At 32.8% G+C, this 25,465-nt stretch carries 26 protein-coding genes; 9 read left to right on the forward strand and 17 right to left on the reverse strand.

Annotated elements, in window-relative coordinates:
• The first annotated feature begins 46 nt into the window (after nt 1–46).
• From GSY47_RS12715 to hemN, 4 genes are all read left to right on the forward strand, one after another.
• Complete coding sequence (locus tag GSY47_RS12715) at nt 47–469, forward strand: DoxX family protein (RefSeq protein ID WP_179004043.1); 423 nt, start codon at nt 47–49, stop codon at nt 467–469.
• A gap of 108 nt (nt 470–577) precedes the next feature.
• Nucleotides 578–925, forward strand: coding sequence for a hypothetical protein (locus tag GSY47_RS12720; RefSeq protein ID WP_179004044.1), 348 nt, complete (start codon nt 578–580; stop codon nt 923–925).
• 100 nt (nt 926–1,025) lie between these two features.
• Entirely contained in the window at nt 1,026–1,502 is a 477-nt protein-coding gene (locus GSY47_RS12725) for a hypothetical protein (protein ID WP_179004045.1), read from the forward strand.
• A gap of 120 nt (nt 1,503–1,622) precedes the next feature.
• Nucleotides 1,623–2,987, forward strand: coding sequence for an oxygen-independent coproporphyrinogen III oxidase (gene hemN / locus GSY47_RS12730; RefSeq protein WP_179004046.1), 1,365 nt, complete (start codon nt 1,623–1,625; stop codon nt 2,985–2,987).
• Nucleotides 2,988–3,174: 187 nt separating this feature from the next.
• Here the strand turns inward: hemN and GSY47_RS12735 are convergent, their stop codons facing one another.
• From GSY47_RS12735 to GSY47_RS12770, 8 genes are all read right to left on the reverse strand, one after another.
• Nucleotides 3,175–3,876 carry a sulfite exporter TauE/SafE family protein gene (locus GSY47_RS12735; RefSeq protein WP_179004047.1) on the reverse strand — a complete coding sequence of 234 codons (702 nt, stop codon included), beginning with the start codon at nt 3,874–3,876 and terminating at the stop codon, nt 3,175–3,177.
• Nucleotides 3,877–3,883: 7 nt separating this feature from the next.
• Complete coding sequence (locus tag GSY47_RS12740; protein WP_179004048.1) at nt 3,884–4,333, reverse strand: FixH family protein; 450 nt, start codon at nt 4,331–4,333, stop codon at nt 3,884–3,886.
• Between the two features lie 13 nt (nt 4,334–4,346).
• Nucleotides 4,347–5,765: a cytochrome c oxidase accessory protein CcoG gene (ccoG, locus tag GSY47_RS12745; RefSeq protein WP_179004049.1), complete on the reverse strand. Its 1,419-nt coding sequence runs from the start codon at nt 5,763–5,765 to the stop codon at nt 4,347–4,349.
• A 15-nt stretch (nt 5,766–5,780) separates the two neighbouring features.
• Nucleotides 5,781–6,722 (reverse strand): cbb3-type cytochrome c oxidase N-terminal domain-containing protein, encoded by a 942-nt coding sequence (locus GSY47_RS12750; RefSeq protein ID WP_179004050.1) that lies wholly within the window; start codon nt 6,720–6,722, stop codon nt 5,781–5,783.
• A gap of 2 nt (nt 6,723–6,724) precedes the next feature.
• Nucleotides 6,725–6,919: a CcoQ/FixQ family Cbb3-type cytochrome c oxidase assembly chaperone gene (locus tag GSY47_RS12755; RefSeq protein WP_091491191.1), complete on the reverse strand. Its 195-nt coding sequence runs from the start codon at nt 6,917–6,919 to the stop codon at nt 6,725–6,727.
• 7 nt (nt 6,920–6,926) lie between these two features.
• On the reverse strand, nt 6,927–9,113 hold the full coding sequence (gene ccoN / locus GSY47_RS12760; protein ID WP_179004051.1) for a cytochrome-c oxidase, cbb3-type subunit I: 2,187 nt from the start codon (nt 9,111–9,113) through the stop codon (nt 6,927–6,929).
• 2 nt (nt 9,114–9,115) lie between these two features.
• Nucleotides 9,116–9,307 (reverse strand): cbb3-type cytochrome oxidase assembly protein CcoS, encoded by a 192-nt coding sequence (gene ccoS, locus GSY47_RS12765; RefSeq protein ID WP_091491194.1) that lies wholly within the window; start codon nt 9,305–9,307, stop codon nt 9,116–9,118.
• A 114-nt stretch (nt 9,308–9,421) separates the two neighbouring features.
• Entirely contained in the window at nt 9,422–11,809 is a 2,388-nt protein-coding gene (locus GSY47_RS12770) for a heavy metal translocating P-type ATPase (protein ID WP_219071403.1), read from the reverse strand.
• Between the two features lie 203 nt (nt 11,810–12,012).
• Between GSY47_RS12770 and GSY47_RS12775 the strand changes: the two genes are divergently transcribed.
• The gene (locus tag GSY47_RS12775) at nt 12,013–12,696 is read left to right on the forward strand and encodes a Crp/Fnr family transcriptional regulator (RefSeq protein WP_091491198.1); all 684 of its coding nucleotides are present in this window, start codon (nt 12,013–12,015) and stop codon (nt 12,694–12,696) included.
• Here GSY47_RS12775 and mazG read toward each other — a convergent pair.
• The 3 genes from mazG to def form a co-directional block, all read right to left on the reverse strand.
• The gene (gene mazG, locus GSY47_RS12780; RefSeq protein WP_179004053.1) at nt 12,693–13,463 is read right to left on the reverse strand and encodes a nucleoside triphosphate pyrophosphohydrolase; all 771 of its coding nucleotides are present in this window, start codon (nt 13,461–13,463) and stop codon (nt 12,693–12,695) included. The two genes, GSY47_RS12775 and mazG, sit on opposite strands and share 4 nt — an antisense overlap.
• Before the next feature lie 96 nt (nt 13,464–13,559).
• Complete coding sequence (locus GSY47_RS12785) at nt 13,560–14,045, reverse strand: DUF5606 family protein (RefSeq protein ID WP_179004054.1); 486 nt, start codon at nt 14,043–14,045, stop codon at nt 13,560–13,562.
• A 59-nt stretch (nt 14,046–14,104) separates the two neighbouring features.
• A complete protein-coding gene (gene def, locus GSY47_RS12790; protein ID WP_109192716.1) occupies nt 14,105–14,695 on the reverse strand; it encodes a peptide deformylase in 591 nt (196 codons plus the stop codon).
• A 201-nt stretch (nt 14,696–14,896) separates the two neighbouring features.
• On the opposite strand from def, the gene GSY47_RS12795 reads away from it, so the two are divergent.
• Nucleotides 14,897–17,119 carry an FUSC family protein gene (locus GSY47_RS12795; protein ID WP_179004055.1) on the forward strand — a complete coding sequence of 741 codons (2,223 nt, stop codon included), beginning with the start codon at nt 14,897–14,899 and terminating at the stop codon, nt 17,117–17,119.
• Between the two features lie 37 nt (nt 17,120–17,156).
• On the opposite strand, the gene GSY47_RS12800 is transcribed toward GSY47_RS12795, so the two are convergent.
• The 5 genes from GSY47_RS12800 to GSY47_RS12820 form a co-directional block, all read right to left on the reverse strand.
• Nucleotides 17,157–18,650 (reverse strand): malate:quinone oxidoreductase, encoded by a 1,494-nt coding sequence (locus GSY47_RS12800; protein ID WP_179004056.1) that lies wholly within the window; start codon nt 18,648–18,650, stop codon nt 17,157–17,159.
• Nucleotides 18,651–18,776: 126 nt separating this feature from the next.
• Nucleotides 18,777–19,190 (reverse strand): Holliday junction resolvase RuvX, encoded by a 414-nt coding sequence (gene ruvX / locus GSY47_RS12805; protein WP_179004057.1) that lies wholly within the window; start codon nt 19,188–19,190, stop codon nt 18,777–18,779.
• Nucleotides 19,191–19,234: 44 nt separating this feature from the next.
• Nucleotides 19,235–19,516 (reverse strand): type II toxin-antitoxin system RelE/ParE family toxin, encoded by a 282-nt coding sequence (locus GSY47_RS12810; RefSeq protein ID WP_179004058.1) that lies wholly within the window; start codon nt 19,514–19,516, stop codon nt 19,235–19,237.
• On the reverse strand, nt 19,506–19,739 hold the full coding sequence (locus GSY47_RS12815) for a hypothetical protein (protein WP_179004059.1): 234 nt from the start codon (nt 19,737–19,739) through the stop codon (nt 19,506–19,508). The genes GSY47_RS12810 and GSY47_RS12815 overlap by 11 nt, the downstream gene beginning before the upstream one ends.
• A 138-nt stretch (nt 19,740–19,877) precedes the next feature.
• Nucleotides 19,878–20,507 carry a PAS domain-containing protein gene (locus tag GSY47_RS12820; protein WP_091491209.1) on the reverse strand — a complete coding sequence of 210 codons (630 nt, stop codon included), beginning with the start codon at nt 20,505–20,507 and terminating at the stop codon, nt 19,878–19,880.
• 282 nt (nt 20,508–20,789) lie between these two features.
• Here GSY47_RS12820 and GSY47_RS12825 point away from each other — a divergent pair, with 282 nt between their 5' ends.
• The 3 genes from GSY47_RS12825 (at nt 20,790) to GSY47_RS12835 (ending at nt 24,546) form a co-directional block, all read left to right on the forward strand.
• The gene (locus GSY47_RS12825; protein WP_091491210.1) at nt 20,790–21,605 is read left to right on the forward strand and encodes a 2,3,4,5-tetrahydropyridine-2,6-dicarboxylate N-succinyltransferase; all 816 of its coding nucleotides are present in this window, start codon (nt 20,790–20,792) and stop codon (nt 21,603–21,605) included.
• 171 nt (nt 21,606–21,776) lie between these two features.
• The gene (locus GSY47_RS12830; protein ID WP_179004060.1) at nt 21,777–23,645 is read left to right on the forward strand and encodes an LTA synthase family protein; all 1,869 of its coding nucleotides are present in this window, start codon (nt 21,777–21,779) and stop codon (nt 23,643–23,645) included.
• Nucleotides 23,646–23,787: 142 nt separating this feature from the next.
• Nucleotides 23,788–24,546 (forward strand): glycosyltransferase family 32 protein, encoded by a 759-nt coding sequence (locus GSY47_RS12835; RefSeq protein WP_179004061.1) that lies wholly within the window; start codon nt 23,788–23,790, stop codon nt 24,544–24,546.
• A 131-nt stretch (nt 24,547–24,677) separates the two neighbouring features.
• Here GSY47_RS12835 and GSY47_RS12840 read toward each other — a convergent pair whose 3' ends face one another.
• Nucleotides 24,678–25,427, reverse strand: a complete 750-nt coding sequence (locus GSY47_RS12840; protein WP_179004062.1) for a glycosyltransferase family 2 protein — start codon at nt 25,425–25,427, stop codon at nt 24,678–24,680.
• Between the last annotated feature and the right edge of the window lie 38 nt (nt 25,428–25,465).

Raw genomic sequence — 25,465 nt, forward strand, 5'->3', positions numbered from 1 at the left:
ATCAAAAATTAGTAACTTTATATACAATTTTTAATCACACAACATCATGGAAAATGTAAAAAGTTTGAATAAATGGGCGAACTCGCACACTTATTTACCAGTTGATCTAGTACGTATTGTTTTGGGTGGATTTTTATTTATGAAAGGTGTCTCGTTTGTCACCAATATTCAGTACCTGCATGATTTAATTTCCCCTATTGATAAATTTGGAGGAGGAATGTTTATGCTGCATTACATTGCTCCTGCTCATATGATTGGTGGTATAATGATTATTTTTGGACTATTAACTCGTTGGGCAATTGCGGCTCAACTGCCTATTTTATTTGGTGCTGTTCTCATAAACTTTATGGGAAAAATGCACTCCGAAAGCTTACTTCTAGCTATAGTCGTCCTGCTTGTCTGCATCTTCTTCTTGTTTTATGGAAGCGGTAAACATTCTGCAGATTATTACTTTAAAATGCAACAATAAACTCATAAATCCTCAGTTTTTTAATCAAAAAGACTGGGGATAATTTTTGTTTGTTAATTAATTCTATAAAATTTCATTAATTGTGTTTTATGACTTAAATTCGCCGACATGAATTGGATTCGTAAAACCGTTATTTTTATTGCACTTCTGATTGCAGGTTTGTTTGCTTATCAAGCAGACACCGCTTCTATGCAAATAACTGAAACGCAAAAAACGGATACCAATTTCTGTAAAGAGACTGGAGATTCGTCTGCATTTATTCAGCCGCAAGGCAGTTATCAATTTGCAGCAAACATCAAAAGCTATTCGTCTGGGATACTAAAATGCTTGGATTCATTTTTACCGCTTATCCCACAGCATCAAACTGTTACTACTGTCACAGCATACACTAAACTATTTACAACCCAAAGTAAAAAGGTTTTAGTCATACTCTATGCTTTCCATTTTTTCTGGTAAATAAAACTTGATTTTAGCCGAAGATTAATTCTTCAAACTGCAACCATTTTCTAATTGAAAGCTGGTTTACATCATTTTATTTATTTCATTAAAAAACATCATGGAAACTACAACTACCATTATGGGTATTGTGATTTTAATTATTGTCGCAATTCCAGTATATTTTTCTGCTCGCTCAAGCGCTGCCAGTAAATCGAGAATCTTAAATATTAAGAAGAGATTCAATCCTTCTAATCCAGAGAGTTTTGATTTAACAGAATCAATTAATAATAAAACTTTGACATTGGATCAAAAAAACAACAAGTTTATATTGATGAATTTCAATCCAAATCAGCAGGAATCTATGTTTGTCGATTTAAACACAATTGCTTCTTGCAAATTGATTCCGACCACAGACGCGAATTCGGATACGATTATTAAAATTGATTTCGAATTTCAGGACAAAGAAACATCTAAAAAGATTATAATTCCATTCTATGATTTTGATGATGACCGCATTAAACAAATAAGCGTTTATCAAGATCATCAGTTTGCGAAAAAATGGCATAAAATCATCCAAGATTCTATTTCACGTTAGTTATTTAATTCAGCTAAAGAGGTTCAACATTGAGCCTCTTTTTTTTGTCTTTTATATGATATTTGTCATTTTATGTCGGTCATCGAAGTTTTAATTTTGAGGTAAACTAAATCCGTCATTATGAAAATCTCTTTGACACAAAAATACAATGTCCCTGGTCCAAGATATACAAGTTATCCGACAGTTCCGTATTGGAACGAAGCTGATTTCACAACTGAAAAATGGATCACTTCTTTACAAAAATCATTTTCTGAAAGCAATTCAAAAAACGGGATTAGTTTATATATTCATCTGCCTTTCTGCGAAAGCATGTGTACTTTCTGCGGATGCAACAAACGAATTACCAAAAATCATTCTGTTGAAGAAACTTACATTAAAGCACTTTTAAAAGAGTGGTATTTGTACTGTAAAATACTTCCCGCAAAACCTGTTATTAAAGAAATTCATTTAGGAGGTGGAACACCAACATTCTTTTCTAAAGAAAACCTAGAATTGCTGATTAATGGAATATTCAGTTATGCTGTAAAAGCTGAAAACCATGAATTTAGTTTTGAAGGCCATCCCAATAATACTACTCACGAACAATTAAAAAAATTATATGATTTAGGCTTTCGCCGAGTGAGTTTTGGAGTTCAGGATTATGCTGCAAAAGTACAGCAAGCCATTAACCGAATTCAGCCGTTTCATAATGTTGCTAAAGTGACATTTTGGGCCAAAGAAATTGGTTATACTTCTATAGGTCACGATATAATTTTTGGACTTCCATTTCAAACTATCGAAGATGTTATTGATACGGTTGAAAAAACAAATTCTTTAAAACCAGATCGTTTGGCTTTTTACAGTTATGCTCATGTGCCGTGGATAAAAGGAAACGGACAACGTGGCTTTAACGACGAAAACCTGCCAAAAGATGCCGAAAAAAGACAGCTTTATGAAACAGGAAAAAAATTGCTTTCGCAAAACGGTTATCATGAAATAGGAATGGATCATTTTGCTTTAGAAGCGGACAGCTTATACAAAGCAGCACACAATGGTAATTTACACCGAAACTTTATGGGGTACAGTGCTTCAAAAACACAAGTTATGATAGGTTTAGGTGTTTCTTCAATCAGTGATAGCTGGTACAGTTTTGCCCAGAACACCAAAAATCTAGAAGATTATTACCAATTATTAGAATGGGATAAACTGCCAGTTGTAAAAGGTCATATTTTAAACGAAGAAGATTTAATTGTTAGAAAACACATTCTGAATTTAACCTGTGAGCTTCAAACTTCCTGGACAGAAGAATCTTTAAATTTCACTGAACTTCCTGAAGTTTTAATTGCTTTACAAGAAATAGAAAATGATGGTTTAATTGTTATTGAAGAAAATTCAATTAAAATCACAGAAAAAGGAAGGCCTTTTGTACGTAATATTTGTATGGCTTTCGATTTACATCTAAAAAGAAAGTCACCGGAAACCAACTTGTTTTCGATGACTGTATAATTAATTTTTAATCAACTATAATTCAAAAAAATATTAAACACATAGAAATATAGTTTTTTAGTGTGAATAAAGAATAATACAGAGAAATATATTTCTCACACATAGCTATTGTTTTTTCAATAAGGGAAATACCTTTTTATCGATAATGAAACCTATGTTTCTATGTGTTAAAAATTATACTCAATGTTTAATGGCAGTTTGGAGTCTGCTGTACAAATAAACTCATATTAGAAGGAGAAATATATGGAATTCCAAGTCCTAATCCTCTAAGAATAAACAAGACTCCAATAATAACAGCAACATACGGAATTGCCTTTTGGATTTTATTTCTGAAAGGCAATTTTAGTAATGAATTTACATACACTACAATGGTCATTAACGGGATCGTTCCGATTCCAAATAAGAGCATATAAAGAATCCCAAAACCAGCGCTTTGCATTGCAATTGCTCCAAACAGCGCAACATAAACCATCCCGCAAGGCAGAAATCCGTTTAAGAGACCAATTGTAAAAAGAGATTTATAACTCTTATTTTTAAATTGAGCTCCAAGGTTTGATTTAATCTTAGATATGATTTTATAAACTGGTTTTGAAAAATTATAATTCGCAAATTTTTTCTCTGGAATCAAAACCACGATAATCATGATTACGCCAATAATAATGGACATTTTCTGCTGTAATCCGGCAAGAAAAAAACCTCTGCCTAATAATCCAAAAATTAATCCAATTGTAGCATAAGCAGTCAATCTTCCGAAATGATAAGTCAAAATCTGCATTACTTTTTTGGCTTCATTTTGTCTGTCTACAGGAAGCATCATAGCAATTGGCCCGCACATTCCAACGCAGTGCAGGCTACTGATAAGACCTAAAAAGAAAGCTGAAAATAACATTATGCAATTAGTTTACGTAAATTACTTCTTTAGTTAAATATTTTTTGCCTTCATATTGCCATTCCATATTAACATCCCAGCGTCCTTTTATTAATTTTTTCTGTGGAATAAGTATAGAAGAGTTCGTTAAAGCAATTTTGGTATTGAAATCGAATTTTTTATTTGAAGGTCGGTACAACAAGATATTTCCATGTACTTTATCACTTTCAAATCCAGCAGGAAAAGTTACAGCTACACCATTATCTGTGTATTTGATTGATGGTTTATGCTGTAAATCGTGAGCGTTTTGAATTCTCGCCATTTCTTCCTGAAAATGCGTGTCATGTTTGTAGTATTCTTCGACAACCAAATCATTATCATATTTAGAATTTGACTGTACTTCGAAAACAAAATATAATATAAATGTCATAAACAATCCGAATGCAATGACAATTGCGGTACCCCAATTAATTTTCATGATACTATAATTTTTAATTAAAACTGCGTGGTCCTAAGAAATTTGTTGTGGTTGTTTCTATGAGTTCAGAACCATTGTAAACTCCTATTTTTACTTTTGTTTTATCACTTTCTAATAAAACTTCTTTTATTTCTATAAATAATGTTCCCTGAGAAATTCCTTCTTTAGCAACTTTAAAATGTCTTTTTCCAACATTCTTAATTTCGCCTTTCTGGTCAATTAACTCAAAATGAATATCATTGTAATCTTTCATCGTTTTGTTTACAATTTTATAAGTGTAAACATTACTGATTTTATCTCCATTATGCTGGAATAACTGTCCTGGCAAACGCAGAACAACTGCCTGAACATCAGTTCTTAAAAACAGCATTCCCACAAAAATACTTAATAAAATAAAGAGAACTGCTGTATATCCTTTCATTCTTGTTGTAAACTTGAAAGGTTCTTTTTTAGCAATTTCATCTTCAGAAGCATAACGAATAAGACCTTTTGGTAATCCAACCGATTCCATGATATGATCACACTCATCGATACAGGCTGTACAATTGGTACATTCCAGCTGTGTTCCGTTTCGAATATCAATTCCCATTGGGCAAACATGAACGCATTGCAAACAATCTATACAATCTCCTTTTCCTGTTAATGCCCGATCTTCATTTTTTTTGAATTTTGCACGTCCTTCTTCTTTTTCTCCACGTACAAAATCATAAGCAACATTAATTGATTTATTATCTAAAAGAACTCCTTGTAACCTTCCGTAGGGACAAGCAATGATACAAACCTGTTCACGAAACCAGACAAATACAAAGTAAAAAACACCTGTAAAAATAAGAAGCGCAATAAAGTTACTTGCCTGTTCAATTGGACCTTGTTCTATCATTAAAAACAATTTGTCGCTTCCAACTAAATAAGCTAGAAATACATTGGCAATAAGAAAAGAAATCACAAAGAAAATAGTCCATTTAAGAAGTCTTTTTCTAATTTTCTCCGCGTTCCATTCTTGCCTTGCCAAACGGGATTGCGCACCACGATCTCCATCAATCCAATATTCTATTCGGCGGAAAACCAATTCGAGGAAAATAGTCTGCGGACAAATCCAGCCACAAAAAATCCTTCCAAAAACAACTGTAAACAAGAGTACAAATACAACTCCGATAAGCATTGAAATTACAAAGAGGTAAAAATCCTGAGGCCAGAAAGGAAATCCAAAAATATTAAAACGACGTTCTAAAACGTTGAACATCATAAATTGGTTTCCATTTACTTTAATAAACGGATTTATGAAGAGAATTGCCAATAAAACATAGCTGACAATTTTTCTATAATCGTAAAATTTACCAGACGGTTTTTTAGGGAAAATAAATTTCCGTTTACCACCTTCATCTATAGTTCCAATGGTATCTCTAAACGCTTCGTCTGGTAAATTTGACATGATATTGTATTCTAATTATTTTTTAACTGCTGTGGTATCTATTTTGGGTGCAACGGCTGTTGCATCGTTGATTGGGGCACTTTCATCTACCCAAACCTCTCCTTCCGGTTCTTTCGGATCTTTTGGATTACTGCCTTGTAAAGACAAAATGTAACTCGCAACTTTCTGGATTTCTTTTGGTTTTAAGGTTCCTTTCCATGAAATCATCCCTTTACCATCTCGGCCTCCGTTTGTAATGGTGTGGAATAAATTCTTAATTCCACCTCCTAAAATCCATTTATCATCTGTCAAGTTTGGCCCAATCTGCCCTCCTGCATCTGCTCTATGACAAGCTGCACAGTTTGTGGTAAAGATTTCTTTTCCTGCTGCTAAACTTGCTTCATCAGTAAGCAAAACAACCGTTTTTTCATCCATTAAATCTGGAGCAGTTTTCAGGTATTCTTCAACATCAATTTTCGCCTGAGCCATTTCTTTTTTCAGCTCCATTTCTTGATTGTCAGCTCCTAAAACATCATAACGAATTACATAAATAACTCCGAAAATGATACAGATGTAGAACAAATACACCCACCAAGGCGGTAAATTATTGTCAAGCTCTTTGATTCCGTCATAATCATGATCCATTAACAACTCGCCTTCTTTTTCAATTGGAGATGTTTTAGTTAATTTCTGCATTAAATCTTTAAACCAAGTGCTCTCTTTGAAACTAAGGCTTTCTTCATATTCTTTTTGCGCTTTTTCTTCTGGTGTCATTAATTGATACATGACACGATTTACAGCACTAAGCGTAATCTCAATTGCAATTAAAATGAACAAGAAGACAAATAAAAACAGCGACACCATTGGGTATTTTATAAATGCTGCTCTGTCACCTGAGTCTACGAAATACTCCATCAAACCAAAGACGATGAAGAAAATCAACGGTACTCTAACATATACTGGGAAAAACTTTTTCATTTTTATATCTCTTTTGTAATTACAACAAGCCCTTCATCTAAAGGAATACTACTCATTTCCTGAATTTTATCTTTTCTATAAGAGAATACCCAAAAGCCTAATCCTACAAAAAAGAAGAAGAAAATCAAGAGGGAAATAATCGGGTATAATTCTACACCCGATATTGTTTCCATATTGTGTTTTATTTGTTCGAACATAATGCTGTTATTTAGTAGTTTCTTTTACTTTAATATCAGTACCAAGTCTTTGAATGTAAGCAATCAAAGCAACAATTTCTCTTTCGTTCATTGGAACGAATTGCTCTCCTTTTGCAGCCGCTTTTTTCTTGCTGTCTTCATAACTTTTTACAAAGTCAGGATCGCTTTCTAAGCTCTTTTCAATTTTAACTGCTTGATCTCTCAACGCTTTTTGAGCATTTGCAACTTCTTCTGCACTGTAAGGCACACCTAAAGAAATCATGGCTTGCATTTTCTTTTGTGTTAAAGAAATATCTAGAGGTTTGTTGTCAAATAACCATTTGTATCCTGGCATAATTGATCCAGCAGATGTACTTTGCGGATTCCACATGTGGTTAAAGTGCCAGTTATCATTGTATTTACCTCCAACTCTTAATAAATCAGGCCCCGTACGTTTTGATCCCCATAAGAATGGATGATCGTAAACAAATTCTCCAGCTTTTGATTGTACTCCATAACGTTCTACTTCACTTCTAAATGGACGAACTGACTGTGAGTGACAACCCACACAACCTTCTCTGATGTATAAATCACGTCCTTCCAATTCTAACGGCGTATATGGTTTTACACTTGAAATTGTCGGGATATTTGATTTTACCATAATCGTTGGTACAATCTGAATGATACCTCCAATTAAAATGGCGATTGTAGCCAGAATTGTCAATTGGATTGGTTTTCTTTCTAACCAAGAGTGGAATTTCTCTCCTCTTACTCTTCCGCTGCTGATTCTTTGTAAAGCAGGAGCCTGAGCTAATTCGTCTTCCACTGGCGAACCTTGTCTAACTGTCATTATGATGTTATAAACCAATGTCAGCATACCTACTAAGTACAAAGTACCACCAATGGCTCTCATCCAATACATTGGCATAATAGCCGTTACGGTTTCAAGGAAGTTACCATAAGTTAAAGTTCCATCTGGATTAAATTGTTTCCACATAGAAGCTTGTTGAAAACCAGCTACATATAACGGAATTGTATAAACGATAATCCCTAAAGTACCAATCCAGAAATGAAAGTTTGCCAATTTCTTAGAGAACAAATCTGTTTTTGTCATTCGTGGAATCAACCAATATATAATCGCAAATGACATAAAACCATTCCAAGCTAAAGCTCCAACGTGTACGTGGGCAACGATCCAATCTGTATAGTGCGCAATAGCATTTACATTTTTAAGAGAAAGCATCGGCCCTTCAAACGTTGCCATTCCGTATCCTGTAATTGCTACTACAAAGAATTTTAAAACTGGTTCTTCACGAACTTTATCCCAAGCACCTCTTAGCGTTAAAAGTCCATTAATCATACCTCCCCAAGATGGAGCAATTAACATTACTGAGAAAGCTACTCCTAAATTCTGAGCCCAGTTTGGCAATGCAGAATATAATAAGTGGTGAGGCCCCGCCCAGATATAAATAAAGATTAAAGACCAAAAGTGAATAATTGATAATCTATAAGAATAAACAGGTCTGTTGGCAATCTTTGGCACAAAATAGTACATCAATCCTAAAAACGGAGTAGTCAAGAAGAAAGCTACCGCATTGTGTCCATACCACCACTGCACTAATGCATCCTGAACTCCAGCATAAACAGAATAACTTTTTAAAGCTGAAACCGGAATTTCAATATTGTTAAAAATGTGTAATACCGCTACTGTTACAAATGTTGCTAGATAAAACCAGATTGCTACATACAAGTGGCGCTCTCTACGGCGCAACATGGTACCAATCATGTTGATTCCCATTACCACCCAGATTAACGCGATTGCAATATCAATTGGCCATTCTAATTCTGCATATTCTTTAGAAGAAGTATAACCTAAAGGAAGTGTAATCGCTGCAGCAACAATAATTAACTGCCAGCCCCAGAAATGCAGATTACTTAAAAAATCACTAAACATTCTGGCTTTTAGCAATCTCTGCATAGAATAATACATTCCGGCAAAGAAGGCATTACCCACAAAGGCAAAAATAACAGCGTTGGTGTGTAATGGTCTTAAACGGCCGTAGCTAAGCCACGAGATCCCATCTGTGATGTTGGGAAAAAGGTACATTACCGCAAGGGTAAGCCCCACTAACATACCCACAACTCCAAAGAGTATTGTGGCGTAAATGAATTTTTTTACAATTTTGTTGTCGTAATAAAACTGTTCCATTTCCATAATTATACTTGTTTTTCTTCGATTGGTGAATTATTATTTTGGGAAATAATTTTGGTCTCATCGTCAAAAAGAATTCTGACTGAAGGTGTATAATCGTCGTCGTACTGGCCAGATTTGACAGCAATAATGAAAGCAATAAAGAAACAAATTGCTACGAAAATACTTACTGAAATTAAAAGATAAATAACACTCATACCGTAAATTTATGTTAACAAAATTACTAGGCAATCGGCGTTTAAAATATGATAATTATCATGCTCAGAGAAGAATAATAAAAATAAAAAAAATATCTTTTGAATTATTTAAAACTATTCTAAATTACTCTTACTGAAATAGTTAGACATAAAAGTAACAAAACTGACAATGGTAATTGTACTCAACGGCATAATGATTGCTGCAACTATCGGAAGCAGGTTTCCAGTAACCGCAAAAGTCAGTCCGACAACGTTGTAGAGCAATGATAAGCCAAAACTCATCTTGATGATAAAAATCGCCTTATGAGAAAGCTTTAAAAAGTAATTTAACCGTGAGAATTCTGAAGCGTCTAAAATGGCATCGCAAGCGGGTGAAAAGACATTTACATTCTCTGAAATCGAAATTCCGACATTACTTTGTGCCAATGCTCCAGCATCATTCAAACCATCTCCTACCATCATAACATTCCTGCCGTTTTCCTGAAGTTTTTTTATAAATTCGAGTTTCTGATCTGGTTTTTGATTGAATACTAATTCGGTATTTTTGGGCAGAATAGCTTCAAGATTGGCTCTTTCTCCATCATTATCTCCAGAAAGTACTTTGATTTCGTAGTCTTTATTCAGTTTTGAAAAAAGTATTTCCAATCCTTCTCTATACTGGTTTTGAAAAACAAATCTTCCGAAATAAATTCCATCAATTTTAATATGCAAAGCCGTTTTTTCAATTTCGGAACCATCAGAAACCAAATTATCCACAAATTGCCCTGAACCAATTTTAATTTCTTTATTTTCGGCAACAGCCAAAATCCCTTTTCCAGTAATCTCCTGAAATTCAAAAACATTAATCCTTTTTGTTTCGGGCAAAAAGTCATACAGCATTCTGCTTAAAGGGTGATTTGAAGCACGTAAAACATTCTTAATCAGAACACTATTTTCATCTGAAATAACATTTCCCTCATATAAAATATTGGATTTTTTATTGGTTGTAATGGTTCCTGTTTTATCGAAAACAATCGTGTCAACTTTAGCCAATTGTTCAATCACAACAGCATTTTTGAGATAGAATTTCTTCTTTCCTAAAATCCTCAAAATATTACCAAAAGTAAAAGGAGCCGTTAATGCCAATGCACAAGGACAAGCCACAATCAAAACCGCTGTAAAAACATTAAAAGCGATATTGGCATCTATAGAAATCCAATAACCAAAACCAGCAAATGCAATCAGCAATAAAATAGGGGTAAAATAACGGCTTATTGCATCTGTAATGGTCTTGTGTTTTTGATCTACTTTTTTCTGAAAAATTTCGTTACTCCACAGTTGGGTTAAATAACTTTGAGAAACCGAATGCAAAACTTCCATTTCGATTACTTTTCCAATCTGCTTCCCTCCTGCAAAAACTTTATCTCCCGATTTTTTAGTAATCGGAACGGCTTCTCCTGTCACGAAACTATAATCAATATCGGCGTTTTCGCTGATTAAAATTCCATCAACCGGAATCAATTCCTGATTACGAATCAATAAACGATCACCTTTAACAACATCATAAATCGCAACATTATCTTCTGAAGCATCTTTATTGATTTTGGTTACAGCAATGGGAAAATAAGATTTAAAATCCCTTTCAAAACTTAAAAAACTATACGTTTTAATCTGGAACATTTTACCAAGCAGCATAAAAAATACCAAACTTGCTAAACTATCGAAGAAACCAGGCCCGTGATCCATAAGCATATCGTAAGTACTACGAATAAACATCACGATAATTCCCAGCGCAATAGGAATATCAATATTGAGCATTCGAGTTCTGATACTGTGATACGCCGAAACATAATATCCGCTTGCAGAATATAAAAAACTTGGCAATGCCAATAAGAAAATCAATAATCGGAAGAACGGTTTGTAGCTATCCAACCAGAATTCTTTCATTTCGAAATATTCGGGAAATGAAAGCAGCATGATATTACCAAAACAGAAAAAAGCGACACCCAATTTATAGGTTAAACTTCTGTCTACTTTTGTTTTTCCTGTTTCGTAATTTTCTAAACTGATGTAAGGCTCGTAACCAATTGAACTCAACATATACACGATTTCTTTTAAAGAAACAGTATCTGAATTGAACGTGATTCGAACTCTTTTTTCATGGAAATTAACCTGAGAAATACTAATTCCAGGCTGTAATCGGTTTAAATTTTCTAAAATCCAAATACAAGAACTGCAATGGATATGCGGAATATTTAAAGAAACAATAGCCGTGTTTCCTTCTTGAAATTCCAATACTTTTGAAAGTATGGCTTCATTATCTAAAAAATCGTATTTTCCTGCAATGTCCTGTGGTGTGGCACCAGGCGATTTTTCGAAATCATAATAAGAGGTTAAATCGTTGCTGCTGAAAATTTCATACACTGTTTTACAGCCAGCACAACAAAACTTTTTATCATCAAAATCAATTTCTTCATTTTGTTCAATAGTTAAACCACAATGAAAACAACTTTGCTCCCTCATAAACTTGTTTTTATTTGCGACAAATTTCCAATTAAAGCACAATTATTAAGATGATAATTGTCATGTTATACCTAAATTGAATTCTAATTAAACCTGATTAAGAGCATTCAAAATAGCAACAATTCTAATTTATAATAATTTTACGATATAATAATGGCTAAAACTCTTAAATATTTTTAATTTTGTCCCAAACAACTATTGTCATGAATAAATGTGATCAATGCATTGTACGCCAGCTTAGCTCTTTAAAAGCCCTTAACAAAGAAGAAGTTATAAAATTAGCCAGCAGTAAAACCACTTACAAAATTAAAAAAGGGGAAGCCATTTTTGAAGAAGGCGAAGTCACTAATGGAGTATTTTGTGTAAAAGATGGTGTTGGTAAACTTTCAAAATTGAGCGCAAACGGAAAAGACCAAATCGTAAAATTGGTTAAATCTGGAGAACTTCTTGGACAACGTTCAATGATTAGCAATGAGCCAGCAAACTTAACGGCAAAAGCAATCGCAGACATGGAAGTTTGTTTTATTCCGAAAGCCGAAATCATCAATTTCTTTAACAGCAACAATCAGTTTTCTTTAAATATGATGCAGTCTGTCTGCGAAGATTTAAAAGAATCTGAAAATGAAAAAATTGCGTTAGTTCAGAAAACAGTAAAACAAAGATTAGCTGAAACTTTACTTCAATTACACGAAGCTTTTGGAGAAGATACAGATAAAACCCTGAAAGTTCAACTAACCAGAGAAGAACTTGCAGGAATTATTGGTACTGCAACTGAAAGCTGTATTCGTTTATTATCTGATTTTAACAAATCAGAATTGATTGAATTGGTTGGTAAAAAGATTATGCTTAAAAATGTTCGTGCTTTAAAGAAACTAGCTGAAAATTAAAGCTTTTTCGCTTCATTCCAAAAAACATCCATTTCGCTAAGCGTCATATCTGATAAAGATTTTCCTAATTCGCCTGCTTTACTTTCTAAGTATTGAAAGCGTTTAATGAATTTTTTATTGGTTCTTTCCAATGCATCTTCTGGATTTACCTTTAAAAATCGAGCGTAATTAATCATCGAAAACAAAACATCTCCAAATTCGTCTTCAATTTTATCTTGATTTCCAGAATTTACTTCATCTTGCAATTCTTGTAATTCTTCCTGTACTTTATCCCAAACTTGATGCGGTTCCTCCCAGTCAAAACCTACTCCTTTTACTTTATCCTGAATTCTACTTGCTTTAACCAAAGCGGGAAGGCTTCTCGGAACTCCTTCTAAAACTGATTTTTTACCTTCTTTCAATTTTAGTTTTTCCCAGTTTTGTTTGACTTCTTCTTCATTTTCCACTTTGACATCTCCATAAATATGAGGATGACGGTGAATCAACTTTTCGCAGATTTCGTTACAGACATCGGCAATATCAAAATCATTAGTTTCACTGCCTATTTTAGCATAAAAAACAATATGAAGAAGTAGATCGCCTAATTCTTTTTTAACTTCATTCAAATCATTGTCCAGAATAGCATCTCCCAGTTCGTAGGTCTCTTCGATTGTTAAATGTCTTAAGGTCTGCAGCGTTTGTTTTTTATCCCATGGACATTGTTCACGAAGTTCATCCATAATGTTTAATAATCTTTCAAACGCTTTTAACTGGTTTTCTCTATTCATTTTGAAGTCTTTTAAATTTAAAGCTTATTTGGTAAAATTAAAAAATCCTGTCAAGAAACATCTCAACAGGATTGATTTATATTGAAAGAAAAACTACTATTCTTCTTTTTTAGCTTTTGCTTTTTTAGCAGCTGGAGCTTTTTTAGATTTTTCTTCAGCAACTGGAGCTTCTTCTTTAGCCTCTTCAACAGCTGGAGCTAAATCTGTTACTAATCCTTTCGCTTGAAGCGTATTATACCAGTTTAATACTTTTTTAATATCTGAAGGATATACTCTTTCTTCGTCGTAAGTTGGAAGAATTTCTTTAAAATAAGCAGCCAAAGTAGCATTGTCTTCTTTATGAGAAATCGCTTGTCCTTTGTTCTCTTTAACGGCAATTTGCTGCATTACTTCAGTTAACGGTTTTTCACCTTCATAAGTATAAATCGAAATCTCAGACAATAAACTTACATTGCTTTTTAGATTTACAGTAATCTTCTTCCCATCAATTAATGATTCCGCCACAAAACCTGTACGAGTTTGAACTTTCAATTCATATAAACCTGGTTTTCCTGAAATGGCTAAAATTTTCGTTAAATTCATTTTATTAAAATTTGTATTAAGAATTTGATTTATTTTTTGTTTCTAAGTAGTTAGAAAACTTATCTTCCTTTTTTGGCCGCAAAAAACTTCATCCTATATTCCTGAAACGTTTTTCCTTCAGTAATATTTTTAAGCTTCTTTTGGATCAAACGTTTTTTAAGAGACGAAATTTTATCTGTAAATAAAATTCCCTCAATATGATCGTATTCGTGCTGGATTACTCTAGCAATTAAACCATCGAATACTTCAGTCTTCATTACAAAATCCTCTTCACAATATTCAATTGTAACCGTTGGCTTTCTGTAAACATCTTCGCGCACATCTGGAATACTCAAACATCCTTCATTAAAACCCCACTCTTCTCCTTCTTCTTTAACAATTTTAGCATTGATAAAAGTCTTTTTAAAACCTTTCAAATCTTTTTGTTCTTCTGAAGGTAAATCCTCATCATCACTAAAAGGTGTTGTATCAATAACAAACAAACGAATCGGTAGTCCAACCTGCGGCGCCGCAAGCCCAACTCCGTACGCATTATACATAGTCTCGTACATATTTGCGATCGTTTCTTTTAGGTTTGGATATTCTGGCGTAATGTCCTGCCCTACTTTTCTTAAAACAGGATCACCGTATCCTACAATTGGTAAAATCATTTGTTTTTATTTTTGTTTTTAGGTGCTGCAAAAACAGAATTAAAGTTCTGATATTTCAGCTGGCAAAAATAGTAAAAAATAGTCAATGAATAATTCTATTAGTCTATTATGTTATATTTTTTCCTAACTGCCGAAAATCTCAGCTATAATTGTGCCAAAATCACTCTTACAATTCTTACCTTTGCTAGTAAACCGCTTTCTATGATTGATAAAATTTCAAAATTTACAAACAGCACATCCTTTTTGAATGCCTCTAAAGTAACTATTGCTTCTGTTGTTCCTGTTTTAGTTTTAAATTTTTTAGGTCATTTTGAAATTGGTTTTACAATTGCTTTGGGCGCTTTTTATACTTACCCTAGTGATATTCCGAGTTCTTTAATTCATAAAATAAAAGGATTAATTGCTGCTTCCTTTATCGTATCAGGAGTAAATCTTTTAGTCAATTTAGCCTATCCTTATCCCGTATTATTTTATCCTTTTTTAGGGTTTTTATTATTTGCTTGTTCCATGATTTCCGTTTACGGACAGCGTGCGACTTTAATTTCATTCTCGGCTCTATTGTCCATTTCACTTTCATTTGGACATTTGCATGAAGGCATTGAAGCTTTTGAATATTCTGGTTTTATATTTATTGGAGGGATTTTATACTTAATTGTATCATTGGTATTTCATTTTGTACAGCCTTATAAATATGTTGAATTGCAAATTGCAGAAGGAATCAAACTTACTGCCAAGTATTTAAAACTAAGAGGTGATTTATGGAGTCCGGAAGCTAATAGACAAGCGATTATCGAAAAACAATTGGCTGTGCAGGTCGAATTGAATCTTATTCATGAAGATCTACGAAAAATGCTCATTGGAAATCAAAATGCATCTGGAACCACAAGTCAAAACAGGAAAATGCTTTTGGTCTTTATTACTTTGGTTGAAATTCAGGAACTGGCGCTTTACACTTCTTTTGACCACAGTAAACTTCATGAAAAATTTGCGAAACATCCTGATGTTTTAAGAACCTATCAAAATGTCGCTTACAAACTGGCTTCTACCTTAAAAAAGCTATCCAAAAATGTGAATCATATTAGTGTTTACGTGGACAAACAAGATTTAAAAAACGAATTGGATGCTTTGGAATTTGCCATTTTTGATTATGAAAAAACATTAGGAAAAGAAGAAGCTGCCGAAGGTGTTTTGATGCTGACCAATATGCTGAAATATGCCAAAAATCAAGTTGGTAAAATAAAAATTATTCAGCGTGCACTTTCTTTGGCCATGCAGTCTTACAAACTAAAAGATAAAGACAAAGAACTGGAGAAATTCTTAACGCCTCAATATTATCCGCTTCGAACTTTAATCGAAAATTTATCTTATTCTTCTTCGATTTTCAGACATTCATTACGATTAACCATCACCATTTTAATTGGTTTTTTCCTTGGACAGCTACTTCCTTTTCAAAATGTTTATTGGATTCTGCTCACGATAGTGGTCATCATGCGTCCAGGTTACGGATTGACAAAAGAGCGATCGTATCATAGAATGTTCGGAACTGTTTTAGGAGGGATTTTAGCTTTCGGAATTGTATCTTTCATTCAGAACCATGTTGCGCTCAGCATTTTCTCTATTATTTGTATGCTTTTAGGGATTTCGTTTACCCAGATTAATTATAAAATCAGTGCCACTTTTGTGACAATGTATGTGGTTTTTATTTACGGAATTCTAACGCCAGACATCAACGAAGTAATACAATTCAGAATATTGGATTCTCTTGCTGGAGCGATTTTAGCCTTTATTGCCAATCAGTTTTTATGGCCTGCTTGGGAATTTATCAATACGCCGATTCATATCGAAAACTCCATTCGAGCCAATCGAAATTATCTCAAAGAAATTGCCGATTTTTACAATAAAAAAGGAGAAGTTCCAACGGCTTACAGATTGGCTAGGAAAAATGCTTTTGTGGAAATTGGAAATTTAATGACTTCTTTCCAGCGTATGATGCAGGAGCCAAAATCAAAACAGAAAACGATGCCTTTGGTTAATAAATTAGTGGTTTTAAATCACTCACTATTATCCGCTTTGGCTTCGCTATCCACTTATATTCAATCACATCAGACTACATCGGCTTCAGATTCTTTTAATTATATCATCAAAACCATTTTAGCCAATTTAGACCATTCTATTGCCGTTTTAAGAAACGAAACGATTTTGACGGATACTTTTTTTGAGAAAGAAGATGTAACACTGCAATTTGAAGAATTAAAGCGAAAAAACTTTACCCGATTAGCCGAAGATGACGAATTGGATAAAGAAACCCGTCAGGCCAAAATGCAGGAAGCTTCAATGGTTATTGAGCAGTTAATCTGGATGAGTAATCTAGCAGAAAAAATCCTAAAAAACACAACCGACCTAAAAGCAACAAATCCAGATTAATTCATCTGGATTTGCTTTTTATTCTAATTTGAGAAACTTATTTTATTTTTAAAACTTCTGCTGTATGTTTTCTAAGCTCTGCTAAAAGCTCTGGCTTATCATTCAAAGTCTGACCATAAGAAGGAATCATTGTTTTCAATTTCGCTTCCCATTCTGGTGTTTTAATTTGATTAGTAAAACATCTGCTGATCAAATCCACCATAATTCCTACTGCTGTAGAAGCTCCTGGCGAAGCACCTAATAAAACAGCTAAAGTTCCATCGTGCGTATTGATTACTTCTGTACCGAATTCTAAAACACCGCCTTCTTTTTCATCTTTTTTGATTACTTGAACACGCTGTCCTGCTTTTTCCAGTTTCCAATCTTTGGAACGCGCTGTTGGTAAATATTCACGTAAAGCTTTCATTCTGTCTTTTGGAGACTGACGAACCTGCTCAATCAAATATTTAGTCAAAGGAATATTATGGTATCCAGCAGCTAACATCGGAATTAAATTATTACGTTTAATTGACATTGGCAGATCCATGTAAGAGCCGTTTTTTAAGAAACGAGTTGAAAACCCTGCAAACGGACCAAAAAGAAGCGCTTTCTCACCATCAATTACGCGGGTATCAATATGAGGAACAGACATTGGAGGCGCTCCAACACTTGCTTTTCCATAAACTTTTGCTTGATGTTTTGCGATTACTTCTGGATTAGTGCATTTCAGCCATTGTCCGCTTACCGGGAAACCTCCATAACCATTTCCTTCCGGCACATTTGCTTTTTCTAATAATGGTAAAGAACCACCACCAGCACCAATAAATACAAATTTAGTATAAGCTTTACGAGTTTTTCCTGTTGATAAATCTTTAATTTTGATTCTCCAAGATTTATCTTCACGTTGTCTCAATTTTTTAACTTCATGATTGAAGAATAAAGAAACGCCGTCCAATTTTTCCAAGTAGTTAAACATACTTCTTGTTAAAGCACCAAAATTTACATCGGTACCAATTTCCATATGAGTTGCAGCTAATTTTTCCTCAGCTTCACGTCCTTCCATTACTAACGGCATCCATTCTTGAAGTTGCTTAAAATCGGTACTGAAAGTCATATCAGAAAAGATTGGATTGCTCTGAAGAGCTTCGAATCTCTTTTTTAAATAATCAACATTTTTATCTCCCCACACAAAACTCATATGAGGAACACTTCTAATAAAATTTTCAGGAGAAGGCACTTTGTTCTGCTGCACTAAGTAAGACCAAAATTGGCGCGAAATCTCGAATGATTCTGCAATACTTATTGCTTTTTTAGGATCGATACTGCCGTCTGCCTTTTCTGGAGTATAATTTAATTCACAAAAAGCGGAGTGTCCTGTTCCTGCATTATTCCAAGCATCTGAGCTTTCTGCTGCGGCAACATCTAATCTTTCGTAAATTTCAATTTTTATATCCGGTTGTAATTCTTTCAAAATTACTCCAAGAGTGGCACTCATTATTCCAGCGCCAATGAGTACTACATCACTATTTGAACGTATGGTTTCGTCAGGCATAACAGTATTTTTATTTAAAGTGCAAAGGTACTTTTTTAATTGCAAAAAAAAACTAATTTTTACAAGATAAAAGTTAGGATTTTCTAAAAACCATTAAATTATAAACAAAAAATCCGACGAAGAGTGTTATTTTTTTGAGGAAAGATAATCTTGAAGCAAAATTGTAGCCGAAATTTCGTCTATCAAACCTTTGTTCTGACGTTGCTTTTTACTTAACCCGCTGTCGATCATGGTTTGGAATGCCATTTTGGATGTAAAACGTTCATCTACCCTAATTACTTTCATATCGGGAAAAATGTTCGAAAAATGTTTTGCAAATCCATTAATTACAGAAGCACTTTCTGAAGGCTGACCGTTCATTTGTTTAGGTTCGCCAATTAGAACAGCCTCTACTTTTTCTTTTGCAAAATAATCTTTTAAAAAATCAGTCAAAGTATGTGTTGGAATTGTAGTTAAACCTGATGCAATAATCTGCATTTCGTCTGTAACAGCAATTCCTGTTCGTTTTTGTCCGTAATCTATGGAGAGAATTCTTGGCATGTTTTGAAATTTTTGTAAAAGATAGAAAGTAAAATTATAATCCTTTAAAGAGTGTCTTTATATTTTATAAAACCGAAAACGACGACAATATTATTCTCGACATCAACCTCATAAACAGAAACGTAACCTTTAAAAACATAATCTCTAATATTTTCATCATCAAAGTATCTAGATTTTTTAAAGAGAAAAGGATGCTTTAAATCTTTTTTAATATTTCTAAGCAAATCTTTCCTAAACTTTAGAGCTGCTCTGGGTTTATCTTTATAAATATAATGAACTTGTTCTTTTAATAATTTTAAAAATTCATTCGAAATTTTAATTATCATATTCCGAAAATGTATCATCTAAAATTGAATCAACTTCATCTATTGAATACAACTTTTCATTACCACTTTTTAATTTAGTATAAGCTGCATGCACTTTTTCTTTATCATTTTCGAAATCATAATCTTCTTCAATAATTGTCAATTCATTAGGCGAAAATCTACTTAATAACTTAAACACTTTCTCTCTAATCTCTGGCTGAAACTCTAATCTTATCGCTTCCATAATACTTCCATTTTACATACAAATATAAACCTTTTTAAATTCATGTTTTTTAAATTGGACTTAAAAGCAAAAAATCCGCCCCGAAAAAATTCAAGACGGACTCTATCCAAATATTCAAACCTAAAAAATAACTCAAATTTATCTTCCGAATAATCGGCCGAAAAAACCTCTATGCTCTTCCTCTTCTCCATCCTCTTCTGCATTGTAATTCGCAAATTTAGACTGTGCTTTTTCGTTTTCAAAAATCAACTCCTTAATATATTCAACGTAACTTCTCTTCTTTTCTTCCAAAAATCCGATTAAGTATTTTTCGCTGAATTCAACACCACTCGCCGCTTCGATTTGCAATAGTTTTTTGTATAAGGGCTCAATATGCATTGCAATTACTTCTTGTGGCACAGATTGTCTTCTGGCAAAATAATTTACAATCACATCATTTTCGTCTCGGGCAATTTCAAAATCCGTAATAACCCAGTAATATCTTCCAGACTTTGCTAAATTCTTTACAATAGCATGAAAGTTTTTCCCTTGTTTTAGATTTTCCCAAAGCACTTTAAAAATAACTTTTGGCATATCTGGGTGACGAATAATGTTATGGGGCTGTCCCATTAATTCGTAATCTTCATAACCGCAAACGTCTACAAACACTTCGTTGGCATACTCGATAATACCAAATGCATTTGTTTTACTCATAATAACTTGTGTTTTATCCCAAGTTACCTCTTTGTCAATTATGACTCTGTTCTGAAGGTGATTTTCTTGATTCATATTTTACTGCTTATATGATTAATGTTATTGAATGGAATGTTTTTCAATGATGCGAAATTAGAGAGAAGAAAAAATAGAAAATCTGACTTTTGTCATATTTTGACATAAAAAAAACTTTTAGTGGTAGTTTTAAAAAATGAAAATCTATATTCTAAAAGCCAAATTCCAAAACTCCATAGAATGTACAAATAAGAAACAAAAAGTTAAATCTGTAACATTTTCGAATCGTTTTGCTTTTTTGCATTTGTACAAATACGTTATCTTTGCCAAAAATTTAAACGTATGAATTCTTTACAGACTATAATCGAACAAGCTTGGGAAAACAGAGCTTTATTACAAGAAACTACAACTACAGATGCCATTAGAGAAGTTATCGAATTGGTAGACGCAGGGAAATTACGTGTTGCTGAACCAGTTGGTGACAAATGGCAGGTAAACGAATGGGTTAAGAAAGCTGTTGTGATGTATTTCCCAATCCAAAAAATGGAAACATGGGAATCTGGTATCTTCGAATATCACGATAAAATGTTACTTAAGAGAGATTATGCAGCAAAAGGAATTCGTGTAGTACCAAATGCTGTTGCTCGTTATGGTGCTTATATTTCTAGTGGTGTTATCTTAATGCCAAGTTATGTAAACATTGGTGCTTATGTTGACGAAGGAACTATGGTCGACACTTGGGCAACTGTTGGAAGCTGTGCGCAAATTGGTAAAAACGTTCACTTAAGCGGTGGTGTTGGTATTGGTGGTGTTCTTGAGCCATTGCAAGCTGCTCCAGTAATTATCGAAGACGGTGCATTTATTGGATCTCGTTGTATCGTTGTTGAAGGAGTGCACGTTGGAAAAGAAGCTGTTCTAGGTGCTAACGTATGTTTAACTGCTTCTACTAAAATTATTGATGTTACAGGTGACGAACCGGTTGAGATGAAAGGTTTTGTTCCTGCTCGTTCTGTAGTTATTCCTGGAAGCTATACTAAAAAATTCGCTGCTGGAGAATACCAAGTTCCTTGTGCTTTAATCATTGGAACCCGTAAACCATCTACAGATTTAAAAACATCTTTAAACAATGCGCTTCGTGAATACGATGTTGCGGTATAGATTCTAAAATTAGCAATATATCAGGGCGGTAAATACCGCCCTTTTTAATACAAATACAACATTAAAACAAATAAAAATCTTACATATATTAAAAAGTAAGAAAATTATACTAAGTTTGCATTTTTAAAAATCTTCTGAAAAAAGATGATTTTATTAATATGCAGCTTTAAAATGAAAAATTACGCATCCAGTTTAAAACTATTTCTTTATAGATATTTCTTAATTTTTTTAATTTATCAAATTTGCAATATCTTCTTCTATGTTTTAAATACCAACTACTTTGATCATATAACACTTCAAAATATTATAGGAAGTATTTTATTTGACTTCTCCTCTATTTCATATATAACTTTCATTTTCTTAATAGCACACGCAATTCCAGGAAATTTTAAGTATCGCCAAAGCTACCAAACTACATTAAAAATTTCTTTCTTTTTCATCAACCTTTTATTTGTTACAACAAATCTTATTGACATTATATACTTTCGATTTACAGGTAGAAGAAGTACATTCAACATGATTACTGCAAAAGGAATGGAAAAAGAAGCTGTAGGTTTATTTTTTTCCTTTATCATAGAATTTTGGTATATCCCGTTATTGCTTATTATTCTTAGCATTCTTTTTTGGAAATCAATACCAAATTTTAAAAACAAAAGCGAAATAAAACATTTCACAAAAGAAAAATTCTTAAAACAATCTTTTTATTTTCTAACCTCTGCTTTTTTACTGCTAATTATTTGTCGCGGAGGATTTCAAAAAAAACCACTTCGGATTGTAGATGCAGCCAAATATAGTTCTATTAGAAATACGCCTCTTATTCTAAATACGTCTTTTTGCATATTAAAAACAATATTTCAAAAAGAAGACATTGAGAAAGTCAATTATTTTGATAAAAAAAAACTTGACTCTATTTATAAACCAATCTTATCTTTTAAAACAGCTGGAACGGTAAATAAAAAAAATGTTGTGATCATCATACTGGAAAGTTTTGGTCATGAAAATATCAGCAAAAAACAAACTCCTTTTTTGGATTCATTGATAACAAAATCTTATTATTTTAAAAATGGTTTTGCCAACGGAAAAGTATCTATCGATGCCGTTCCATCAATTATTTCAAGTATACCTAGTTTAATGAACAACTCTTTTATCATTTCTAGTTATTCTTTGAACAAAACAAACAGTTTGCCTAAAATCCTTAAGAAAGAAGGATATACCACTTCTTTTTTTCATGGAGCTTTTAATGGCAGTCAGAATTTTGATCAATATGCAAAAGCTTCGGGATTTGAAAAATATTATGGCAAAGATGAATATATAGGTCCCGAAGCTTTTGATGGAAAATGGGGAATTTTTGATGAAGAATTTTTACAATTTTTCGCCACCAAATTATCTAGTTTTAAAGAACCTTTCTTTAGTTCCATTTTTACCATCTCTTCTCATAATCCTTATAAAATACCAGAACGATATAAAAATAAATTTCCTAAAGGGACAACAGTCGTGCAGGAGAGTATTGCTTATACTGATTACTCTCTAAAACTTTTTTTTGAAAAAGCCAAAGCACAAAAATGGTATAACAATACATTGTTTGTAATTTCTGCTGACCATACATCATCTAGCGGAGAATCAGAAATAGACAAAACTATAATTGGTAAATTTCATATCCCAATTTTATTCTTCGACCCAGGTAATCCAAACTTTTCCGGCGTAAACGAAAAGAATTTTCAGCAAATCGACATTATGCCAAGCATCGTGGATTATTTAAACCTAAAAACAGATTTAATTTGTTTCGGAAAAAGCTTTAAAAGTACCCAAAACTTTGCTGTATTCTATTTACAAGGAATTTATCATTGCGTCCAAGATGACTATTATCTAGCCTTTGCAAACAATCAGGTTATTGGATTATATAACTGGAAAAAAGATCCTTTATTAAAGAATGATTTACAAACAAAAAACAAATTTAAAACATTACAAATTTCAAATTTTTTAAAAGCATACATTCAAAACTTTAACGAACGAGTAATAGATAATAAACTTAGTATCTAATACTCATTCGTTAAGTTCAAAAGCATTACAATCTCCCTCCAAATGTTTTACAATTCAAATTCTTTTTGATTTTATTTTTCTTGTAAAACAAAAAAATACCACGCTTTAGAGTAAAAAAATATTACTAATTAAATTACAAAAAATGATTCCAAAAAAGATACATTTTTGTTGGTATGGACGTGGTGCATATAATGATGTCATAGAAAAATGCATTAAATCATGGAGCGATAAACTTCCAGATTATGAAATAAAAAAATGGGATGAGTCTAATACTCCTTTTGATAAACTCCCTTTTTTAAGAATACTATACAAACAAAAAAAATGGTCATTTATCTCTGACTATATGAGATTATATTCCATTTATACAGAAGGTGGTATTTATTTAGATACCGACATCGAGATTCTGAAAAATTTTAAAGAATTACTTTCCGAAGATTCCTTTGTTGGATTTCAAACAAATTTAGACAATAAATATCCTTTGAATTCAGCAGTAATTGGAGCAGTAAAAAACAGCAATTTTATATTAGAATGCATTAAAGCTACTGAGCGTAAACAAAGATTACACTTTAATGCAATGGGAGGTCCTCCGATTGTGACAAACATTTTGTACAAATACGGTTTAAATAGCTACAAAAAACAGCATCTTAAAAAAGTACTTCTGCTTCCTACTGAATATTTTTATCCATTTTCATGGTTAGAAAAATTCACTTCAGATTGTGTTACTGAAAACACTATATGTATTCATTGGTGGGAAGATTCATGGGTTAACAAGAAGAAAGATTTAGCTTATTTTATAGATAGCGCTAAACGAAAAATAGAAAAAGCTCCTCTGATTTTTCTTAATCGAATAAAATATTATTTAAATAAAGAGAAATTCTATCATATAAATAATGATATTTAATTCTTAAGAAATTCCTTTATACAAAGAACACATGAAACTTTTGATATACCATACAGCTTCATGTGTTCTAAAATTGCTTTTCTTAAACTTTAAGAAAGGCCTAACAAGTAACAGCCTTGCTACCTTAATTTTTATTTATTTTCTTTTTGAATCTTAAGTAATTTAACATATTTCATATAAGAAAAAAATGCTTGAATCACTGCCATTGCTAATCCGTCGGTACCATTAAAAACACCTTTCTTGAAAAAATAACAACGTATAAAAGCAACTGTCCCGTTTAAAACTGGCTTAAAAGCATTTATTCTTTTTCCTTTTTCATAAAGCTGCTGTGCATGCCATCCAGAATATTGATTCTTTTTAGCAATAATCTGATCATAAGAATCCCAGCCGTAGTGCAAAATATGTACAGATACTTTCTTCTCATTCTTAGTTATAACTTTCTGATGTATTACAGCATCAGAGAAATGTGCAGATTGTTTGTTGAAAAAACGTACTTTCTGATCTGGATACCAACCCGAAAAATCAATAAGCTTATCTCTTAAAAAGTTCTTAACCCTAAAACTAAAAGCATCGTAATTTCCTTCTAGATACTTTTTACTTAAAATAAAATCTTCTGCATCTTTATCAAGAAATTCATCAGCATCAAGGTTTAAAACCCAGTCGTTCTTACAGAAAGGGAGCCCATACGCACGTTGAGGACCATCTCCTAAATAGGCTTGTTCTACCACTTTTGCTCCTTTTTCTTTAGCTATTTCAACTGTACGGTCTTTACTAAAGGAATCAACTATAACTACTTCGTCGCAGACTTTAAGCAAAGCATCAATACATTTTCCAATGTTTTTCTCTTCGTTGAAAGTAATAATCAAACCACTAATTTCCATTCTTAATTTAAATTTATTTAGGCGCAAAAATATAACTT

The organism is Flavobacterium quisquiliarum (genome assembly GCF_019308285.1).
Lineage (GTDB): Bacteria > Bacteroidota > Bacteroidia > Flavobacteriales > Flavobacteriaceae > Flavobacterium > Flavobacterium quisquiliarum.